Source organism: Streptomyces sp. NPDC000880 (assembly GCF_053599675.1).
The window spans coordinates 13,446-32,785 of record NZ_JBSFMS010000081.1; the positions used below are offsets into that span (position 1 = coordinate 13,446).

The 19,340-nt window shown below is 69.1% G+C and carries 17 protein-coding genes; 7 read left to right on the top strand and 10 right to left on the bottom strand.

The window, feature by feature from the left end; translation table 11 throughout:
• Window positions 1-89 precede the first annotated feature (89 nt).
• Both ACWDO5_RS23645 and ACWDO5_RS23650 read left to right on the top strand, forming a co-directional pair.
• On the top strand, window positions 90-1,265 hold the full coding sequence (locus ACWDO5_RS23645) for a trypsin-like serine peptidase (RefSeq protein WP_450532333.1): 1,176 nt from the start codon (window positions 90-92) through the stop codon (window positions 1,263-1,265).
• Between the two features lie 227 nt (window positions 1,266-1,492).
• Complete coding sequence (locus ACWDO5_RS23650) at window positions 1,493-2,662, top strand: trypsin-like serine peptidase (RefSeq protein WP_450532334.1); 1,170 nt, start codon at window positions 1,493-1,495, stop codon at window positions 2,660-2,662.
• Between the two features lie 91 nt (window positions 2,663-2,753).
• On the opposite strand, the gene hflX is transcribed toward ACWDO5_RS23650, so the two are convergent.
• The 6 genes from hflX to miaA form a co-directional block, all read right to left on the bottom strand.
• Window positions 2,754-4,244, bottom strand: a complete 1,491-nt coding sequence (gene hflX, locus ACWDO5_RS23655) for a GTPase HflX (protein ID WP_450532335.1) — start codon at window positions 4,242-4,244, stop codon at window positions 2,754-2,756.
• Window positions 4,245-4,445: 201 nt separating this feature from the next.
• Window positions 4,446-5,906, bottom strand: a complete 1,461-nt coding sequence (locus ACWDO5_RS23660) for a M1 family metallopeptidase (protein WP_450532336.1) — start codon at window positions 5,904-5,906, stop codon at window positions 4,446-4,448.
• A 65-nt stretch (window positions 5,907-5,971) separates the two neighbouring features.
• Window positions 5,972-8,059 (bottom strand): RelA/SpoT family protein, encoded by a 2,088-nt coding sequence (locus ACWDO5_RS23665; protein ID WP_450532337.1) that lies wholly within the window; start codon window positions 8,057-8,059, stop codon window positions 5,972-5,974.
• A gap of 176 nt (window positions 8,060-8,235) precedes the next feature.
• The gene (dapF, locus tag ACWDO5_RS23670) at window positions 8,236-9,114 is read right to left on the bottom strand and encodes a diaminopimelate epimerase (RefSeq protein WP_450532339.1); all 879 of its coding nucleotides are present in this window, start codon (window positions 9,112-9,114) and stop codon (window positions 8,236-8,238) included.
• Window positions 9,115-9,210: 96 nt separating this feature from the next.
• Window positions 9,211-9,558 carry a hypothetical protein gene (locus tag ACWDO5_RS23675; protein WP_450532340.1) on the bottom strand — a complete coding sequence of 116 codons (348 nt, stop codon included), beginning with the start codon at window positions 9,556-9,558 and terminating at the stop codon, window positions 9,211-9,213.
• 198 nt (window positions 9,559-9,756) lie between these two features.
• A complete protein-coding gene (gene miaA, locus ACWDO5_RS23680) occupies window positions 9,757-10,695 on the bottom strand; it encodes a tRNA (adenosine(37)-N6)-dimethylallyltransferase MiaA (protein ID WP_450532341.1) in 939 nt (312 codons plus the stop codon).
• Window positions 10,696-10,877: 182 nt separating this feature from the next.
• Here miaA and ACWDO5_RS23685 point away from each other — a divergent pair, with 182 nt between their 5' ends.
• Both ACWDO5_RS23685 and ACWDO5_RS23690 read left to right on the top strand, forming a co-directional pair.
• Complete coding sequence (locus tag ACWDO5_RS23685) at window positions 10,878-11,144, top strand: hypothetical protein (RefSeq protein ID WP_450532342.1); 267 nt, start codon at window positions 10,878-10,880, stop codon at window positions 11,142-11,144.
• 20 nt (window positions 11,145-11,164) lie between these two features.
• Entirely contained in the window at window positions 11,165-11,401 is a 237-nt protein-coding gene (locus tag ACWDO5_RS23690) for an antitoxin (protein ID WP_450532343.1), read from the top strand.
• A 98-nt stretch (window positions 11,402-11,499) separates the two neighbouring features.
• Here the strand turns inward: ACWDO5_RS23690 and ACWDO5_RS23695 are convergent, their stop codons facing one another.
• Both ACWDO5_RS23695 and miaB read right to left on the bottom strand, forming a co-directional pair.
• Entirely contained in the window at window positions 11,500-12,210 is a 711-nt protein-coding gene (locus ACWDO5_RS23695; RefSeq protein WP_450532344.1) for a class III extradiol dioxygenase subunit B-like domain-containing protein, read from the bottom strand.
• A gap of 88 nt (window positions 12,211-12,298) precedes the next feature.
• The gene (gene miaB / locus ACWDO5_RS23700; protein WP_450532349.1) at window positions 12,299-13,792 is read right to left on the bottom strand and encodes a tRNA (N6-isopentenyl adenosine(37)-C2)-methylthiotransferase MiaB; all 1,494 of its coding nucleotides are present in this window, start codon (window positions 13,790-13,792) and stop codon (window positions 12,299-12,301) included.
• A 440-nt stretch (window positions 13,793-14,232) separates the two neighbouring features.
• On the opposite strand from miaB, the gene ACWDO5_RS23705 reads away from it, so the two are divergent.
• On the top strand, window positions 14,233-15,231 hold the full coding sequence (locus tag ACWDO5_RS23705; RefSeq protein ID WP_450532350.1) for a TAXI family TRAP transporter solute-binding subunit: 999 nt from the start codon (window positions 14,233-14,235) through the stop codon (window positions 15,229-15,231).
• Here ACWDO5_RS23705 and ACWDO5_RS23710 read toward each other — a convergent pair.
• Both ACWDO5_RS23710 and ACWDO5_RS23715 read right to left on the bottom strand, forming a co-directional pair.
• On the bottom strand, window positions 15,221-16,612 hold the full coding sequence (locus tag ACWDO5_RS23710; RefSeq protein ID WP_450532345.1) for a sensor histidine kinase: 1,392 nt from the start codon (window positions 16,610-16,612) through the stop codon (window positions 15,221-15,223). The genes ACWDO5_RS23705 and ACWDO5_RS23710 overlap by 11 nt on opposite strands.
• Window positions 16,613-16,627: 15 nt before the next feature.
• Window positions 16,628-17,335 (bottom strand): response regulator transcription factor, encoded by a 708-nt coding sequence (locus ACWDO5_RS23715; protein WP_450532346.1) that lies wholly within the window; start codon window positions 17,333-17,335, stop codon window positions 16,628-16,630.
• A 264-nt stretch (window positions 17,336-17,599) separates the two neighbouring features.
• On the opposite strand from ACWDO5_RS23715, the gene ACWDO5_RS23720 reads away from it, so the two are divergent.
• On the top strand, window positions 17,600-18,385 hold the full coding sequence (locus ACWDO5_RS23720; protein ID WP_450532347.1) for an amino acid ABC transporter ATP-binding protein: 786 nt from the start codon (window positions 17,600-17,602) through the stop codon (window positions 18,383-18,385).
• 57 nt (window positions 18,386-18,442) lie between these two features.
• Window positions 18,443-19,276, top strand: coding sequence for a glutamate ABC transporter substrate-binding protein (locus tag ACWDO5_RS23725; protein ID WP_450532348.1), 834 nt, complete (start codon window positions 18,443-18,445; stop codon window positions 19,274-19,276).
• Window positions 19,277-19,340: the final 64 nt, after the last annotated feature.

Below are 19,340 nucleotides of genomic sequence, written 5' to 3' on the forward strand. Positions count from 1 at the left end.
GGCCGGGGTGAGCAACGCCTTTGTAGAGTTCCGGCAGTTCCACCAGATCAGACAGTGCAGAAGTACCGAAGTCCCAGGGGGATCACGACATGCGACCCATTCGCCCGACGCTGGCTGCGGCTTCCATCGCCGCCGCGCTCGCGCTGGCTGCCACCGCCTGCGGTCCGAGCGCGGACAACGCGGGCGACAAGCCGAGCGCGCCCGCCAGCCAGTCGGCCGACGAGAAGATCACCATCCCGGACGATCTCAAGGACCGGCTCAAAGAGCACGGGATCGACCTGGACAAGTGGAAGAACGGCGAGTGGAAGAACTGGGACAAGGACAAGTGGCTACGTGAGGCCCAGGACTTCGTCAATCCGATCATCGAGGACCTCTGGGACCCGGACCGGATGCGCGATGCCAAGAAGCCGCCGGAGAAGCCCGTCGACAACGACATCTCGGGCGACGAGGGTGTCACGGACCCGACTCCCGCGCCGGTCAAGGCGCAGGCCGTGAACGCTCCGTACCACTCCAACGCCGCCGAGGCCGGGAAGGTCCTCTTCGACGGCCCGCAGGGTTCGATGGTCTGCTCCGCGACCGTCGTGAAGGACCCGGCCAATCCCGGCAAGTCCAACATGGTGTGGACGGCGGGCCACTGTGTGCACGCCGGCAAGAGCGGCGGCTGGTACCGCAACATCGCCTTCGTCCCGTCGTACAACGACAGCGCCAAGCCCACCTCCGAGTTGGAGAACACGCCGAAGGAAGAGATCGCTCCCTACGGCGTGTGGTGGGGCGACTGGGCCCAGACCTCCGAGCAGTGGATCTCCCAGGGCGCCGCGACGGGCGGCCAGGGTGCTCCGTTCGACTACGCCGTGATCCACGTCACCCCGGAGAAGGGCGGCACGGGCAAGTCGCTGGAGGAGACGGTCGGTTCGGCACTCCCGGTGGACTTCAATGCCCCGGCCGTGCCGGAGATCGACAACATGACCGCCACCGGCTACCCGGCGGCGCCGCCGTTCGACGGCCAGAAGCTCTTCCAGTGCTCGGACAAGCCGGGCCGGCTGTCCATCAAGGCCAACGAGCCGACGATGTACCGGATCGGCTGCACCATGACCGGCGGTTCCTCCGGCGGCGGGTGGGTCGCCAGGGGCCAGGACGGCAAGCCCGCGCTGGTGTCGAACACCTCCATCGGCCCGGTCACGGCCGGCTGGCTTGCGGGTCCCCGCCTGGGCGACGAGGCCAAGGGCATCTACGACGCGGTCAGCAAGAAGTTCGCGGGCCAGTAGGCACGAGCAAGTCCATGTGACTGACGGAAGGAAAGGGGCTTGCGGCCGGTCGGCCGCAGGCCCTCTTCCTTCCTCGTGGAGACTCCGTGCAGGTGAAGCCCTGCCCCAACTCCCCAACCAGGCACCGACATAGAGTGGTGCGGCAATAGGGGCGGCCCCGGAAGGCCGCCATTTAGCGTGACACGTTCATGACACAAACCCGTTGCACTTCAGGGGGAATCGTCTCCATGCGATCCATACGTCCATTGCTGGCTGCCACCGGCATCGCCGCAGCCCTCGCGCTGACGGCCACCGCCTGTGGCGCGGGCGAGGACATGGCCGCCGACAAGCCCGCTACTTCCAGCCCGGCCGCAGGCAATGGCGGCGCCGATCTTCCCCCGGACCTGGCCGACAAGCTCAAGGAGCACGGTGTCGACCTCGACAAGTGGAAGAACGGCGAGTGGAAGAACTGGGAGAAGGACAAGTGGCTTCGCGAAGCCAAGGACTTCGTCAACCCGGTGATCGAGGGCCTGTGGAAGCCCGAGCGGATGACGACGGCCACGGCGCCGACCAAGACGCTGGCGGTCGGCGATATCTCCGGTGACCAGGACGTCACCGACCCCGAGCCGCGCCCGGTCCAGGCCCAGGAGGAGAAGAAGCCGTACCACCAGAACGCCGCTCCGGTCGGCAAGGTCTTCTTCGACTCCCCGGAGGGCTCGATGGTCTGCTCGGCCACGGTCGTCAAGGACCCGAAGAACCCGGGCAAGTCCAATCTGGTGTGGACCGCTGGGCACTGCGTCCACGCGGGCCAGGCGGGCGGCTGGTACCGCAACATCGCCTTCGTCCCCGCCTACAACGACAAGGGCAAGTCCCCGGCCGCGCTGGAGAACGCGCCGCCGCAGGAGATCGCTCCGTACGGCGTGTACTGGGCCGACTGGGTCTCGACCTCCGGTGAGTGGATCACCCAGGGCGGCCCGACCGGTGGCACGGGTGCTCCGTACGACTACGCCGTGATGCACGTGAAGCCGGAGAAGGGCACCAAGTCGCTGGAGGAGACGGTGGGCGTCGCCCTCGACGTCAACTTCGACGCGCCCGAGGCGAAGAGCATCAGCGCGATGGGGGCCTGGGGCTACCCGGCCGCCCCGCCGTACAACGGCGCGATCATGCACAAGTGCGTCGACCGTCCCGGCCGTCTCTCGATCGCGCCCGGTACGCCGACGATGTGGCGTATCGGCTGCACGATGACCGGTGGTTCCTCCGGTGGCGGCTGGTTCGCCGAGCAGCCGGGCGGCAAGCTGGCGCTGGTCTCCAACACCTCGATCGGCCCGGCCACTTCGGGCTGGCTGGCGGGTCCGCGCCTGGGCGAGGGCGCGCAGCAGATCTACACGATGATGAGCGACAGGTTCGCGGGCCGGTAGGTCCGCAGGCTGCGGAAGAACGGAAGGCCTGTACCCCTCGCGAGGGGTACAGGCCTTCCGCCTTGATCAGTTGAGCCGGATCGGCGCGCGATCAGCGAGTCGCTGGCACATACGGCGCCAGCGCCGCGGCCAGCTCCTCATGCACCCGCGCCTTGAGCAGCGTGCCCTCGGTGGTGTGCTCCTCGGAGAGAACCTCGCCCTCGGTATGCACCCGCGAGACCAGCCCGCCCTGGGTGTACGGCAAGAGGACGTCGATCCCGACTTCGGGCCGCGGCAGTTCGACGTCGATCAGCGCGAGCAGCTCATTGATGCCCCTGCCGGTCCGCGCCGATACTGCGATCGCGTGCCGCTCGATGCGCAGCAGCCGCTGCAGTACGAGCGGATCGGCCGCGTCCGCCTTGTTGATCACCACGATCTCGGGCACGTCCAGCGCGCCCACATCGCGGATCACCTCGCGCACGGCGGCCAGCTGCTCCTCCGGCGCCGGGTGCGATCCGTCCACGACATGCAGGATCAGATCGGAGTCCCCGACCTCCTCCATGGTGGAGCGGAACGCCTCAACGAGGTGGTGCGGCAGATGCCGTACGAACCCGACGGTGTCGGCGAGGGTGTAGAGCCGGCCGCTCGGCGTCTCGGCCCGGCGGACGGTCGGGTCCAGGGTGGCGAACAGCGCGTTCTCCACCAGGACGCCGGCGCCCGTGAGGCGGTTGAGCAGCGACGACTTTCCTGCGTTGGTGTAACCGGCGATCGCGACCGAGGGCACCTTGTTGCGTCGGCGCTCCTGGCGCTTGATCTCGCGGCCCGTCTTCATCTCCGCGATCTCCCGGCGCATCTTCGCCATCTTCTCGCGGATCCGACGCCGGTCCGTCTCGATCTTGGTCTCACCGGGACCACGGGTGGCCATGCCGCCACCGCTGCCGCCGCCCATCTGACGGGACAGCGACTGACCCCAGCCGCGCAGCCTCGGCAGCATGTACTGCATCTGCGCCAGCGCGACCTGTGCCTTGCCCTCTCGGGACTTGGCGTGCTGGGCGAAGATGTCGAGGATCAGGGCAGTGCGGTCGACCACCTTGACCTTGACGACGTCTTCGAGGTGGATCAACTGGCCGGGGCTGAGCTCACCGTCACAGACGACGGTGTCGGCTCCGGTCTCGAGCACGATGTCGCGCAACTCCTGCGCCTTGCCCGAGCCGATGTACGTGGCCGGGTCCGGCTTGTCACGACGCTGGATGACGCCGTCGAGCACCAGCGCGCCGGCCGTCTCGGCGAGTGCCGCAAGCTCCGCGAGGGAATTCTCCGCGTCCTGCACCGTCCCCGAGGTCCATACCCCGACGAGAACCACACGCTCGAGGCGCAGCTGCCGGTACTCGACCTCGGTGACGTCCTCGAGCTCGGTGGAGAGGCCCGCCACACGCCGCAGCGCCGCGCGCTCGGTGCGGTCGAACTGATCGCCGTCCCGCTCTCCGTCGATTTCGTAGCTCCAGGCGACGTCCTCTTCCATCAGGGCATCGGCCCGAAGGCTCTCGGTGCGCGTCTCCGCGAAGCTCTGCTCGTCCTGGGAAGGGGATGAAGAGGAGGTCATTGGATCCTTACGTCGATTGGGAAAACTGCACAAAACTTCTGCAAGTGCCGGATAAGAAGTCCGGTACCTCAGTCACAACGCGTAACGCCCCCGGATGATTCCCCGAAAGGGGTTCCGGCCCCGGCAGTGTCGCCGACCCGTTGATGGTCGCACGGTCCTGCCAGGGCCGTCACCCCAGTTTCAGCGGGCTGCGCCGGGCCTTCAGCGGGCCATGCGAGCCGTGGGAGCGTCGCTCCGCCAGTCCGGATGCCCGGGCATCCGCGGCGTCCGGTCCGCGTACAGCCACTCCCCGAAGAACGCCGACAGGTCACGCCCCGCGATCCGCGAGGCCATCCCGGTGAAGTCGGCGGTCGTCGCCGTCCCGTCCCGGTGCTCCCTCACCCAGGCTCGCTCCAGCTGCGCGAAGGCGTCCTTCCCGATGGTCTGCCGCAGCGCGTACAGAACCAGTGCGCTGCCGTCGTACAGCACGGGCCGGAAGATGCTGATCTTCTGCCCCGGCGTCGGCGGCTTGGGCGCCGCGGGCGGCCCGGCATCCGCCCGCCACTGATCGGACCGCTTGTACGCCTCGCGCATCCGCGTCTCCAGCGGCTTCTGCGCCTTCTCCTCGGCGTACGTCGCCTCGTACCAGGTGGCATGCCCTTCGTTCAGCCACAGATCGGACCAGGTGCGGGGCGAGACGCTGTTGCCGAACCACTGGTGGGCCAGCTCGTGCACCATCACCGAATCGACATACCACTCGGGGAACACGCCGCCGGTGAAGAGCGAGCGCTCGAAGAGCGAAAGCGTCTGCGTCTCCAGCTCGAACCCGGTGTCGGCGTCGGCGACCAGCACTCCGTACGTCTCGAAGGGGTAGCGGCCGACGCGCCTCTCCATCCACTCCAAGTGCTCGGGTGTCTTCTTCAGCCAGGGCTCCAGCTTCTCGCGGTCCGCGGCCGGCACCACATCGCGCACGACCAGTCCGCCCGGCCCCTGGCGCTGGAGGACAGCCGAGCGGCCGATCGACACCTGCGCGAGCTCGGTGGCCATGGGGTGCTTTGTCTGGTAAGCCCATGTCGTGCTGGTACCCGTCCAGAACTTGACCGTCCGTACGCCGTTGGCAACCGCCGTGAGCTCCTTGGGAGCGGTGATACGGAAGGTGAAGTACGCCTTGTCGGCGGGATGGTCGTTGCACGGGAATACCCGGTGCGCGGCGTCGGCCTGGTTCGCCATCGCCAGCCCGTCGCCGGTGCGCACCCAGCCACCCACGCCCGCCGGGCCGCTCGGGTCGCTCGTGTGGGTGACCGTGATCAGCATTCGCGAGTCCTGCTCGACGGCGGCGGCCGGCTCCACGACCAGATCCTCACCGGCGGTCGTGAAATCGGCGGGGCGGCCGTTCACCTGGACCGTACGGACGGTGCCGTGCGAGAAGTCGAGGTTGATGCGCTCCAGCCGCTGGGCCGCCCTCGCGTCGATCTTGGTGACAGCGTCCAGCGGCTTGGTGTTGCGGCCGCGATAGGTGAAGGCGATGTCGTACGCGAGGACGTCGAAGCCGGGATTGCCCAGGTGCGGGAAGAGGGAGTCGCCGATGCCGAGCGGTGCGGGCGGTGGCAGGGTCGCCGCGACGAGAGTGGCCGAGGCGGTGGCCAGCAGGGCGGCACGCAGGCGCCGAGAGGTGAGCAGCATGCCCTACGGCTATCAGCGCACCCGGCTATGACCGTGACGGCGCGCGCCGTGCCACCCGAACGAGGTCAGGCGGTGGCCGCCGGATGCTGGGCACGGCTCACGTCGTACACCCCCGGCACATCGCGCATGGCGCGGATCAGGGCGGGAAGCCCTGCGGCGTCGGGGAGTTGAAGGGTGTACGTGTGCCGTACGCGCTGCTCGCTCGGCGGCTCGACGGTCGCCGACACGACCGCCGCGCCCTCGGTGGCGATGACCTCAGTGAGGTCGGCGAGCAGCCGCGGCCGGCCGAAGGATTCAGCGATGAGGGTGACGCGGCACTCCGCGGCGTCGCCCCAACTCACCGGGATGGGCTCGCGGTCGAGGGACTTCATACGGGCCACGGCGGGGCATTTCTCCCGGTGGACCGTCACGGTGCCGCCGCGTACCGCGAAGCCGGTGACGGCGTCGGGCGGCACGGGCGTACAGCAGCCGGCGAGGCGTACGGTCGCGTCCGGCAGGGCGACGACGGCGTTCGCGGCGGCGCGGCGGTCGGCGGTGACGGGCGCGGGTCTGCGGGGGGCGGCCGCCGCGACGTTCGTTCCCTCCGGATGCGCCGCGAGCCAGGTGGTGATGGCGATGCGCGCGGCGGGTGTGCGGGCATGGTCGAGCCATTCGGGCGACGGGCCGGAAGCGGCGTCCTGGACGTCCTGCGCGAGCAGGAGATGCACTGTGTCGCCGTCGCTCAGCACCGTACTGAGCGTCGCCAGACGGCCGTTGACGCGCGCGCCGATGCAGGCGTGCGCCTCCTCGCCGTACTGCGCGTAGGCGGCGTCCACACAACTCGCACCGGCCGGCAGACCGAGCGCGACGCCGTCGGCGCGGAAGACGGTGATCTCGCGGTCCTGCGCCAGATCCGCGCGCAGGGAGGTCCAGAAGGTGTCGGGGTCGGGGGTGGACTGCTGCCAGTCCAGGAGGCGGGAGAGCCAGCCGGGCCTGGTGGGGTCGGCGCGCTCGCCGTCGGCCGGCTCGGTCCCTTCGACGGGCACGTACGGATTGCCTAGGGCAATCACTCCGGCCTCGGCGACCTTGTGCATCTGGTGCGTACGGATGAGGACTTCGGCGACCGCTCCGTCCGGCCCCGCGACGGCGGTGTGCAGTGACTGGTACAGGTTGAACTTGGGGGCGGCGATGAAGTCCTTGAACTCCGAGATCACCGGGGTGAAGCAGGTGTGCAGCTCGCCAAGCACGCCATAGCAGTCGGCGTCCTCGCCAACCAGCACGAGCAGGCGCCCGAAGTCCGTGCCGCGCAGCTCGCCGCGTTTGAGCCGCGTGCGGTGCACGGAGACGAAGTGGCGCGGCCTGATGAGGACTTCGGCCGCAATGTCGGCGTCCCGCAGCACTGCCCTGAACTTCTCGGCGATGGCGTCGAGGGCGTCCCAGGCGGTCGTGTTGTCCGCGATGAGGGCGCGCGTGCGTTCGTACTCCTCTGGGTGGAGGATCGCGAAGACGAGGTCCTCCAGCTCGGTCTTGAGCGCCTGGACGCCGAGCCGTTCGGCGAGGGGGATGAGGACGTCGCGGGTGACTCTGGCGATGCGGGCCTGCTTCTCGGGGCGCATCACGCCGAGGGTGCGCATGTTGTGCAGCCGGTCGGCGAGTTTGATCGACATCACGCGGACGTCGTTGCCGGTGGCGACGAGCATCTTGCGGAAGGTTTCGGGCTCTGCTGCCGCGCCGTAGTCGACCTTCTCCAACTTGGTGACGCCGTCGACCAGATAGCTGACTTCGGCGCCGAACTCCGTCCGCACCTGATCAAGCGTCACTTCGGTGTCCTCCACGGTGTCGTGAAGGAGTGACGCGGTCAAGGTCGTGGTCTCCGCGCCCAGTTCGGCGAGGATGAGCGTGACGGCGAGCGGATGCGTGATGTAGGGCTCGCCGCTCTTGCGGAACTGTCCGCGGTGGGACGACTCGGCCAGGACATACGCCTTGTGCAGGATGGCGAGGTCGGCCTCCGGGTGGTGTGCCCGATGCGCCTCGGCCACGTGCCCGATCGCGTCGGGCAGCCGGTCGCGGGCTGCGGGCCCGAGGAGCGCGGCACGGCCCAGCCTGCGGAGGTCGATTCTGGGACGCCCACGCCTGCGGCTGTGGGCACCAGGGTTGGCGGCCTCTGCACTCATGGGGCACCTCCGGCAGCTTCGACCGGCGGTGGGAAGGACAGGCGTGCCCTCCGGGCCGGTGCTTGATGCTACCGACCCCACCACGTGGCGCAGTCCAGCTCTCGCTCAGCGTGAAACGGATCACCCATTCGAGCGACGCTCTATGCGATCACGGTTTCGGTCCTTACAGGGGTGACCTAGGCCAGGAGGGCAGGGTCGATGTGTCCCTCGGCGACGATCACGGCGGGGCCGGTCATCTCGATCTCTCCGTCCGGCCGCTCCGTAATCACCAGACGCCCGCCGGGCAGATCCACGGTGTACGTGACAGGCACGCCGGTGACCGAAGGGTCCGCGCCGTCCCTGCGGGCCGCCGCCACCACCACGGCGCACGCGCCCGTGCCGCACGAGCGGGTCTCGCCGGAGCCGCGCTCGTGCACGCGCATGGCGACATGGCGTTCGCCGCGGTCCACGACGAACTCGACGTTCGCCCCGTCCGGGTAGACGGACGCCGGGGTGAAGGGGGGCACGGAGAGCAGGTTCCCGGCGTGGTCCAGGTCCTCGACGAAGGCAACCGCGTGTGGATTGCCCATGTTCACGTTCAGGGCGGGCCAGCTGCGGCCGTCGAGGGTGACCGTGACGCCCGCCTCGGGGAGGAGCGCGCGGCCCATGGAGACCGTGACGTCACCGTCCTTGGCGAGGTGCACCTTCTTGACGCCGCCGCGGGTGGCCACCGCGAGGTCGCCCGCCTCGACAAGGCCCGCGCGCTGAAGATAGCGGGCGAAGACGCGTACGCCATTGCCGCACATCTCGGCGATCGATCCGTCTGCGTTGCGGTAGTCCATGAACCACTCGGCCTCGTCGGCCATGGCGCGCGCCTCGGGGTGCTCGGCGGACCGTACGACATGCAGCAGACCGTCGCCGCCGATGCCGGCCCGGCGGTCGCAGAGCTTGGCGACCGCGGGGGCGGGCAGGTCGACGGCGTTGTCCGGGTCGGGGACGATCACGAAGTCGTTCTCGGTCCCGTGGCCCTTGAGGAAGGCGATCGGCGAGGTCTGCGGGGTGCTCACGCCGTCCATCGTACGAGGACGCTCCGACACTCGGCGGGGCCGGCCACTCAAGTCGCACATGGCGGAGCCGTGCACTCGCCCACAGCCGCACCGTTCGACCCGCAGTCAGCGAAGTCGGGCCACTCGCCAGACGGCCAGCGCGACAAGCACCGCGCCCACGCCCACGTACAGGGCGATGACTCGCCAGTCGGCGCGCTCGCCGGAGCCGCGCGGCGGCAGTCCCGGCCAGGTGTGGCCGACGCGGCGGGCGGCCATCACACCCCAGCCCGCGGCGCAGCAGCTGATCAGCAGGCCCAGCATGGCGACGACCGCGCCGCCGTCGCCGGTACCGAAGGCGAGCGGGAAGGCGAACATCAGGGAGCCGACCGCGGCGAGCGCCACAATGGGGGCGAGCTGCCAGATCCGCAGCCTGCGCTGCGGTCGCAGTTCGACCTCGACCTCGCCCGCGAGCACGTCCTGGTCGTCAGGCCCGTCCGGACTCAGACGGGACGCGCTGTCCGCTGCGTCGCGCCTTTCCTGTTCTCTGTCTCGAGGGCCGGCCTCCATCGCCACGCGCCCTCCCAACTCGGACTCCACGTCGATCGATGCTCGATGATGGCACGCTCCAAGGGGCTGAAATGACTGGCAGAGCGTCCCGATGCCATCACGTGATCAGGCTGTGACCGCTCGTTCGACCAATGCCAGAGCCTGGTGGGGAAGTTCCGTCCGGTACCCGGCCCCGCCGCTCAGCCAGTGCACGCGCGGGTCCCGGCGGAACCATGAGTCCTGGCGGCGCGCGAAGCGCTTGGTGGCGCGCACGGTCTCCTCGCGCGCCTCCTGTTCGGTGCACTCCCCCGCGAGCGCCGTGAGCACCTGCTGATAGCCGAGCGCACGCGATGCCGTGCGCCCCTCGCGCAGGCCCTGCGCCTCCAGCGCGCGCACTTCGTCGACGAGGCCCGCTTCCCACATCCGGTCCACGCGCAGCGTGATGCGCTCGTCGAGCTCGGGGCGGGCGACGTCGACGCCGATCTGGACCGTGTCGTAGACGGCGTCATGGCCGGGAAGGTTGGCGGTGAAGGGCTTGCCGGTGATCTCGATGACTTCGAGGGCCCGGACGATCCGGCGGCCATTGCTGGGCAGGATCGCCTTGCCTGCCCCGGGGTCGGCGGCGGCGAGGCGGGCGTGCAGGGCGCCGGAGCCGCGCGCCGTCAGCTCCTCCTCGAGCCGGGCGCGGATCGCGGGGTCGGTGCCGGGGAATTCGAGGGCGTCGATGGCGCCCCGTACGTACAGCCCGGAGCCGCCGACGAGGACGGGCGTACGGCCTTCGGCAAGAAGGCGGTCCATCTCCGCTCTGGCCAGCTTCTGGTACTCGGCGACGCTCGCGGTCTCGGTGACGTCCCAGATGTCGAGGAGCTGGTGCGGGATCCCTCCGCGCTCGTCGGTCGTCAGCTTTGCGGTGCCAATATCCATCCCTCGGTAGAGCTGCATGGAGTCGGCGTTGACGACTTCGCCGCCCAACCGTTGGGCGAGGAAAACGCCCAGATCGGACTTTCCGGCCGCGGTGGGACCGACAACTGCGATGACCCGCGGGGCGGGAGCTGCGCTTCTCACTGTCCCAGTCTCGCAAACCCGAGGGCGTGTCCCCGAACGAGCGAAGTGACGGCACGGGGGCGGGTTCGTTGGCTGTTGCGAGGTTCCGAACGCCGGTTTTTCGACCGGTGCCCGCGAGCGGCGCAATGGGACGCTCAGGGCGACGCGGAGCTTCGCCCACACGAGTAGGCTATGGAGTAGATATGGGCGTTTTTTCACGGTTTCGTCGTAAGCCCAAGACGACCGCCGAGGCGTCAACCGAGGAGGCGACCGCCAGTACTCTGACGGCCGACTCCCCGGTTGAGTGCGGTTCCGAGGCCGAGGCGTCGAAGGACGCTGCGGAGGAGGTCACCGAAGCCGCGGAGGCCGAGGTCACCGAGACCGCGGCCGTCGAAGGCGTGGAGATTCCGAAGCAGCAGTCGGCCGAGGAGGCTGCGGACAACGAAGCCGGCGAGGGCGCCCGCAAATAGTCCCCGAGGGAAGGTGGCCCATGGGCTTCATGGACACGTTGAAGGCCAAGCTCGCCCCGGCCAAGGACAAGGTCTCTGGCCTCGCGCAGCAGCACGGGGGCAAGATCGAGCACGGTCTGGACAAGGCCGCGAAGACGGTCGACGCAAAGACCAAGGGCAAGTACAGCCGCAAGATCGAGTCTGGCACCGGCAAGGCCAAGGAGGCCCTGGACCGCATTGCCCACAAGGACGACGGCACTACGCCGCCGGCTTCCTGACATTCACCGGCGGAAGGCCGCGGAACAACTCGTTCCGCGGCCCTCCGCCGTCGCGGGTCCGCCGGTCCCGGATCCAATGCCGGTCCGGGAGGGATCCCCTACGACCAGGCGGCCACGAAGTAGCCGACGCCGTACGGGGCGTTCTCGTAGAGCAGCTGCCCGGCCGCCAGGCCCGCCCCCTCTGCGGCTCCCGCGAGCACCTGCCAGGGGGCCCGGCCCGCGGCCTTGAGTTCGTATGCCAGTGACTCGTCCAGCGCCTTGAGCGCATCGACATCGGCCGCCCCCAGTGCGCGAGCGGCCTCCCGGTCGAAATCGGCCGCCCGCTCGTCCAGATAGCCGGGGGCCTTCAGCGTGCGGCACGCACTGCCGTCGCCCATCACCAGCAGCGCGACGCGCTCCGCCCGGGCGCCCAGTTCCCGCCCGACAGCCAGACAGCGATCACCGGCGAGGGAATCGCCGACGCCGAGCCCCTCCGCCGGGGCATCTGCCCACTGGCTGCGGCCGAGCAGCCAGGCGGCGACAGCCAAGGACGGCGGCAGCGGCCGCTCCTGGCCCGCGCCCACTCCGAGCCGTACGTCGACGTCCACACCGAAGCCATGGAAGGACCCGGTCGCCCCAGCGCGGTACGAGTCAACGCCGTCCTGCTCCGCGGGGCCGACCACGAACAGCAAGTCGGGCCGGGCGGCGGCGAGCACCCCAAGGGCGTCGGCGCACGCACTCCGCGCCGCGTCGAGTTCGGGCGCGGCACCCGCGGCGACGTCGGCCACGAGCAGCGGCGGGCAGGGGCACACGGCGGCGGCGACAAGCATGATCGCCAGCCTAATGCGTGGTCAGGCGGGCGTCCGTGTTCGGCCCGGGCCCGGGCGGTGTGCATGCGTCCCCCGCCGCGCCCGTCCGTCAGTCGCAGCCGCACGCCGGCGCCGCGGCCACCGGCAGCGGCTCCGGCACACCGATTCCGGGCAGTCCCAGCATCACTCCGGCCGGCTTCGCGGCCTCGGCGGCGTTGCGCTTCTCCCAGGCGTCGCCGGCGCGGGTGCGTCGTACGGACTTCGCGGAGCCCTCCGCCAGCAGGTGGTGCGGGGCGGCGTAGGTGATTTCGACGGTCACCACATCGCCCGGGCGCACGTCCTCGTCCGGCTTCGTGAAGTGGACGAGACGGTTGTCCGGGGCGCGCCCGGACAACCGGTGCGTGGCACCGTCCTTGCGGCCCTCGCCCACAGCGACCATGACCTCCAGCGTCCGGCCGACCTGCTTCTTGTTCTCCTCCCAGGAGATCTCCTCCTGGAGGGCGACGAGGCGCATATAGCGCTCCTGGACGACCTCCTTGGGGATCTGGTCGTCCATCTCCGCCGCCGGGGTGCCGGGGCGCTTGGAGTACTGGAAGGTGAACGCGTTCGCGAAGCGGGCCTCGCGCACGGCATGCATGGTCTGCTCGAAGTCCTCCTCGGTCTCGCCGGGGAAGCCCACGATGATGTCGGTGGAGATGGCGGCGTGCGGAATCGCGGCGCGCACCTTCTCGATGATCCCGAGGAAACGCTCCTGCCGGTACGAACGGCGCATTGCCTTCAGGATCGGGTCCGAGCCCGACTGGAGCGGCATGTGCAGCTGCGGCATGACGTTCGGCGTCTCGGCCATCGCGGCGATCACCTCGTCCGTGAAGTCGCGCGGGTGCGGTGAGGTGAAGCGGACCCGCTCCAGGCCCTCGATGTTTCCGCAGGCGCGCAGCAGCTTGCTGAATGCCTCGCGATCGCCGATGTCGGAGCCGTACGCGTTGACGTTCTGGCCGAGCAGCGTGATCTCACAGACGCCCTCGGCGACGAGTGCCTCGACCTCGGCCAGGATGTCGCCGGGCCGACGGTCCTTCTCCTTGCCGCGCAGCGCCGGGACGATACAGAAGGTGCAGGTGTTGTTGCAGCCGACCGAGATGGAGACCCACCCGGCATACGCGGACTCACGGCGGGTCGGCAGCGTCGAGGGGAACGCCTCGAGCGACTCCGCGATCTCGACCTGCGCCTCTTCCTGGATACGGGCGCGCTCCAGCAGCACCGGTAGCTTGCCGATGTTGTGCGTGCCGAAGACGACGTCGACCCACGGCGCCTTCGAGACGATGGTGTCGCGGTCCTTCTGGGCCAGGCAGCCGCCGACGGCGATCTGCATCCCTGGCCGCTTGGTCTTCATCGGCGCGAGCCGGCCGAGATTGCCGTACAGCTTGTTGTCGGCGTTCTCCCGGACCGCGCAGGTGTTGAAGACGACGACGTCGGCGTCGCCGTCGGCACCCTCGGGCGCGCGGACATAGCCGGCGTCCTCCAGCAGGCCCGACAGGCGCTCGGAGTCGTGAACGTTCATCTGGCACCCGTAGGTGCGCACCTCGTACGTCTTCAAACCGTCCACTACTCCGCCAACCAGGTCGTTACCGCTCACCCGTCCAGGGTAAGGGCTCCGGTCGGGCCACAACGCTGAGTGCCTGCCGGCCGGGGCCGCAGCCGTGCCCTTGACGCGGTCCAGCAAGTCAGGGCCAGGGCGGCACGCCGAGCCGCCGGCGGGTGATCCGCCCCGCCAAGGCTGAGCACCCGCCGCCTCACCGCCCGTACTCAGCGACGTCACACAACATGACGGGTGTGGTGGATCGAGGTCCAATGAGCAGCGAGTATTCGCGGCCAATGTCCAGGAGCGGTTCGAGCAGCTGGGCTCAAGCGGCTTCGGCGGGGGCGATCCCCAGCCAACGAGGCTGAAACACCTATTACCCACGGTGACCCCTCGCCGTCGACCGTAGTTCCCGGCCGCGCTGCAGGGCCTGGCCATTATGGCGGGTGAGCTGGCAGGATCGCGCCATGCTCCCGGCCATGTCCCGCATCAGCCGCCGCCGCGCCCTCCAGGGCTCGGCGGTCGCACTGGCACTGTTCGGGCTGCTGATGTGGTGGCTGCTGCCGATCGGGAATTCGTCGCCGAGCGGCGCGCTGACCTTCAGCACGGGATCGCAGAACGGCGTCTATCAGCGGTACGGCGTGCTGCTGGAGGAGGCGCTCGCCCGCGATCTGCCGGACGTGACGATCGATCTGAAGATCAGCGAGGGCTCGCAGCAAAATCTCGCGCGGGTGGCGGCCGGCGAGGCGGACTTCACCATCGCCACGGCCGACGCGGTCGCCAAGTACAAACGGGACGGAAAGCCCGGCGCCGACCGGCTGCGCGGTTGCGCACGGCTGTACGACGACTATGTGCAGCTGGTCGTCCCCAGGGGTTCTTCGGTGCAGTCGGTGCGTGATCTGCGCGGCAAGCGGGTGGGCATAGGGCAGGAGGGTTCCGGCGTGCGGCTGATCGCCGAGCGGCTGCTGAAGGCCGCGGGGATCGACCCGAAGAGGGACATCACACCGCTTGTCGCCGGGATCGACACGGTGCCGGGGCGGCTGGAGGCGCGGGAGCTGGACGCGTTCTTCTGGTCGGGCGGCCTGCCCACGGCGGCCGTCGAGGAGCTGTCCGAGCGCTTCCAGATCCGGCTGGTGCCGCTGGAGGCCGACCTCATCGACAAGCTGCACGCCACCGGCGAGGCGACCAGCTACTACCGCTCCGCCGTGATGCCCGCCGACGCCTATCGAGAGGCGCAGAACGGGGAGCCCGTGCCGACGGTGGCGGTGGCGAATCTACTGGTCACGACCGACCGGACGGACCCGGCGATGACCGAGGGCTTCACCCGTACGGTGATCAAGAGCCGGGACCGGATCGGCAACACGGTGCACCCGGCGCAGCTGGTGGATCTGCGGACCGCTGTCTACACCGACCCGCTGCCGCTGCACGAAGGGGCCACGCGCTACTACCGCTCGGTCAAGCCGTAGGGGACGTACGCGGGACGGTGACGGTCACCCGCAGACCCTGCGGTTCGTGGTGGGCGTACGCGATCGAGCCGCCGCCCGCCGCCAGCAGGGCGCGCGAGATGGACAGTCCGAGGCCCGAGCCCTTGACGTTCTGGTGGCGGCCACTGCGCCAGAAGCGGTCGCCGATACGGACCAGTTCCTCATCGGTCAGGCCCGGGCCGCCGTCGGTGATCACGATGGTGGAGCTCTCGCCGTTCGAGGCGACCGAGACGGTGACCTCCTCGCCCTGCGGTGTGAACTTCAGGGCGTTGTCGATCACCGCGTCGAGGGCGCTGGAGAGCGCGACCGGGTCGACCCAGGCGGTGACCGCGGCCCTGTGCTCGGTCAACCGGACACCCTTCTCATCCGCGAGTGGACGCCAGGCAGCGACGCGCTCGGCCGCCAGTTCTCCGATGTCGGTGAGCTGGAGGTCGGCGGCGACATGCTCGGCCAGTGCCAGGTCCAGCAGGTCGTCGAGGACCTGAGCGAGGCGCTTGCCCTCGGTGCGGACCGAGGCGATCTCCTCGTTCCCCGCGGGGAGTTCCAGTGCGAGGAGCTCGATACGCAGCAGCAGTGCGGCGAGCGGGTTGCGCAGCTGGTGGGAGGCGTCGGCGACGAACGCGCGCTGCTGTTCCAGTACTTCTTCGACGTTGTCCGCCATCTCGTTGAACGAGCGGGCCAGGCGTCTGAGTTCCGGCGGGCCGCCGGCCACCGCAACGCGCGAGTTCAGCTGTCCGGTGGCGATGTCGTGGGTGGCCGCGTCCAGGATCCGTACGGGCCGCAGCACCCAGCCCGTGAGGCGGAAAGCGGCGCCGACGGCGAGCAGCATCGCCGCGCACTCGCCTGCCGCGATCAGCAGCCAGCTCCGCAGTACACGTGAGCGCATCTGGCTGGTGGGCGAGTCGGTGAACACGACGGCGACGACGTCCCCGTCCCGCACGACGGGTGAGGCGACGACCAGCCGGCCGCCCTGCTGCCACGGCCAGACCTGCGGCGGGTCCTGGCTGCGCCGCCCGGTCAGCGCCTCCTTGAACGCCTCGCGGCCCTCGCCGCTCTGCGGCAGCGCCCAGCTCTCGGGGGCGCGCGCCATGGCGTCACCCTCGCGGTAGAAGACGCCGGCTTTGATGCCGTACGTGTCGTGGTAGCGGTCGAGCTGCTCCTGGAGTGTGGAACGCCGCTTGTCGAGGCCCGAGCCCTCGGTGACGAACTGCGCGAGCGCCGCGAAGCGCACCGTGTCGTCGATCCGGTCGACGACGACCCGCTGCTGCTGCGCCGCGGCGACGCTCACGGCGAGGGGGAAGCCGAGCGCGAGCAGCACGCCTGCCATGAGGACGATGAGCAGCGGGAGAAGTCGGGTACGCACCGGGGTTTACGGGCCTTACGTGCCGGCGGGGGCGACGAGCCGGTAGCCGACGCCGCGCACGGTCTCTATCAGGGCGGGCATCCGCAGCTTGGAGCGCAGCGACGCCACATGCACCTCGAGGGTGCGGCCGGTCCCTTCCCAACTGGTGTGCCACACCTCGCTGATGATCTGCTCCCGGCGGAAGACGACGCCCGGCCGCTGCGCGAGCAGCGCCAGCAGGTCGAATTCCTTGCGGGTCAGCTGGACCGCGGCACCGTCGACGCTGACGCGCCGGGTGGGCAGTTCGATGGTGACCGGGCCGAGCCGCAGCGGGTGCTCGGACCCGGCACCGGCGGCGTCGTCACCACCGGCGGTGCGCCGGCTCACGGCATGGATGCGGGCCAGCAACTCCCCGGTGTCGTACGGCTTGACCACATAGTCGTCGGCCCCGAGGTTGAGCCCGTGTATCCGGGAGCGTATGTCGGCCCGCGCGGTAACCATGATCACGGGTATCGATGTGAGCTTCCGGATCTTGCCGCACACCTGGTAGCCGTCCTGGTCGGGCAGCCCTAGATCGAGGAGTACGACCCCGAAGGGCGGCTTCCCGGGATGCGTGGCGGGCAGCACGGCCTTCAGCGCCTCCTCGCCGTTGCGGGCGTGCACCACCTCGAAGCCGTGTTTGGCGAGCACCGCGGACAGGGCGGCGGCGACATGGTTGTCGTCCTCGACGAGCAGCAGTCTCATGGCCCCCCTCCGGTCCTGCGGTCGTGCGGCATACCTCGTGCGATGTACCAGGGCATCAAGGCCGATCCCCGCCCCGACAGTCAAGGGGGTTCCCGTTACATGCCTGTTTCCGTTACCCACCCGGTACGCCGATCACCATCCTGTTCACGCATAGTGTCCGGTTGCGGCCGGATCGTTATGCTCAATTTCCCCTCAGATGTAATGACGCTGATCGCAGCGCGTGACTAAGGTCCTCCCAACCGAGGAGGACGGAGCAAGAAGCCGATGAGCGGAGTTTCAGTGACCAAGGGCGCCGAGGACGCTGTGCCCACGGGGGGCGACCTGGTCGTGCTGAGCAACGTCAACAAGCACTTCGGCGCGCTGCATGTGCTCCAGGACATCGACCTGACCATCGCCCGTGGCGAGGTCGTGGTCGTCATCGGGCCCTCGGGGTCCGGAAAGTCCACGCTGTGCCGCACGATCAACCGCCTGGAGACGATAGATTCCGGCGCGATCTCGATCGACGGGAAGGCGCTGCCCCAGGAGGGCAGGGAGCTGGCCCGGCTACGCGCCGACGTGGGCATGGTCTTCCAGTCGTTCAACCTCTTCGCACACAAGACCGTGCTGGAGAACGTGATGCTGGGCCAGCTCAAGGTCCGCAAGGCCGACAAGAAGGCCGCCGAGCAGAAGGCGCGCACGCTGCTCGACCGGGTCGGCGTCGGCTCGCAGGCCGAGAAGTACCCGGCGCAGCTCTCCGGTGGTCAGCAGCAGCGCGTCGCCATCGCCCGGGCGTTGGCGATGGACCCCAAGGTCATGCTCTTCGACGAGCCCACATCGGCGCTCGACCCCGAGATGATCAACGAGGTTCTCGAGGTCATGCAGCAGTTGGCGCGCGATGGGATGACGATGGTTGTTGTCACCCATGAGATGGGTTTTGCCCGCTCCGCCGCGAACCGCGTTGTTTTCATGGCGGACGGCAAGATCGTCGAGGAGGCCACGCCGGACGAGTTCTTCAGCAATCCGCGCAGCGATCGTGCCAAGGACTTCCTTTCGAAGATCCTGCACCACTGACGACCGGCGATCCCCACCACTGACGACCGGCGAGTTACGACACAAGGGATGTTCATCATGAAGCTGCACAAGGCAAGCGCCGCGGCCGCCGCGGCCCTCGTCCTCTCCCTGACCGCGACCGCTTGTGGTGGCGACAGCGGCTCGGGCGGCGGTAACGGCGGCGACAAGATCACCATTGGCATCAAGTACGACCAGCCCGGCCTCGGCCTGAAGACCCCGGACGGGAAGTTCACCGGCTTCGATGTCGATGTCGCCACGTACGTGGCGAAGGAGCTCGGCTACGACGCCAAGGACATCACCTTCAAGCAGGCGCCCAGCGCCGAGCGCGAGAACCTGATCAAGAACGGTGACGTCAAGTTCGTCGTCGCCAGCTACACGATCAACGACAAGCGCAAGGCGGAGGTCGACTTCGCCGGACCGTACTTCCTGGCCCACCAGGACCTGCTGGTCCGCGCGGACGACAACTCCATCACCAAGGCCACCGACCTCAACGCCAAGAAGCTGTGCTCGGTCACCGGCTCCACCTCGGCGCAGAACGTCAGGGACAAGCTCGCGCCCCAGGCCGACCTGCAGGTGTACGGCGGCTACTCGGAGTGCCTGACCGGCCTGGAGAACAAGGCCGTCGACGCGCTGACCACCGACAACTCCATCCTGGCCGGCTACGCCGCGCAGAAGGAGAACCAGGGCAAGTTCAAGCTCGTGGGCCTCAACCTGAGCGACGAGCCCTACGGCATCGGTCTGAAAAAGGGTGACAAGGATCTTCAGACCAAGATCAACGCGGCGCTCACGAAGATGGTCGACGACGGTTCCTGGGACAAGTTCGTGAAGGCGAACTTCGGCCCGGCGAACTACAAGAACGAGCCTGCCCCGAAGATCACTGAAGGCAGCTGAGGTCGGCTCGCAGGATCGTGAAGTCGGTGTGCACTTCGGGGATCTTTGCGGCCACCGTCATTCC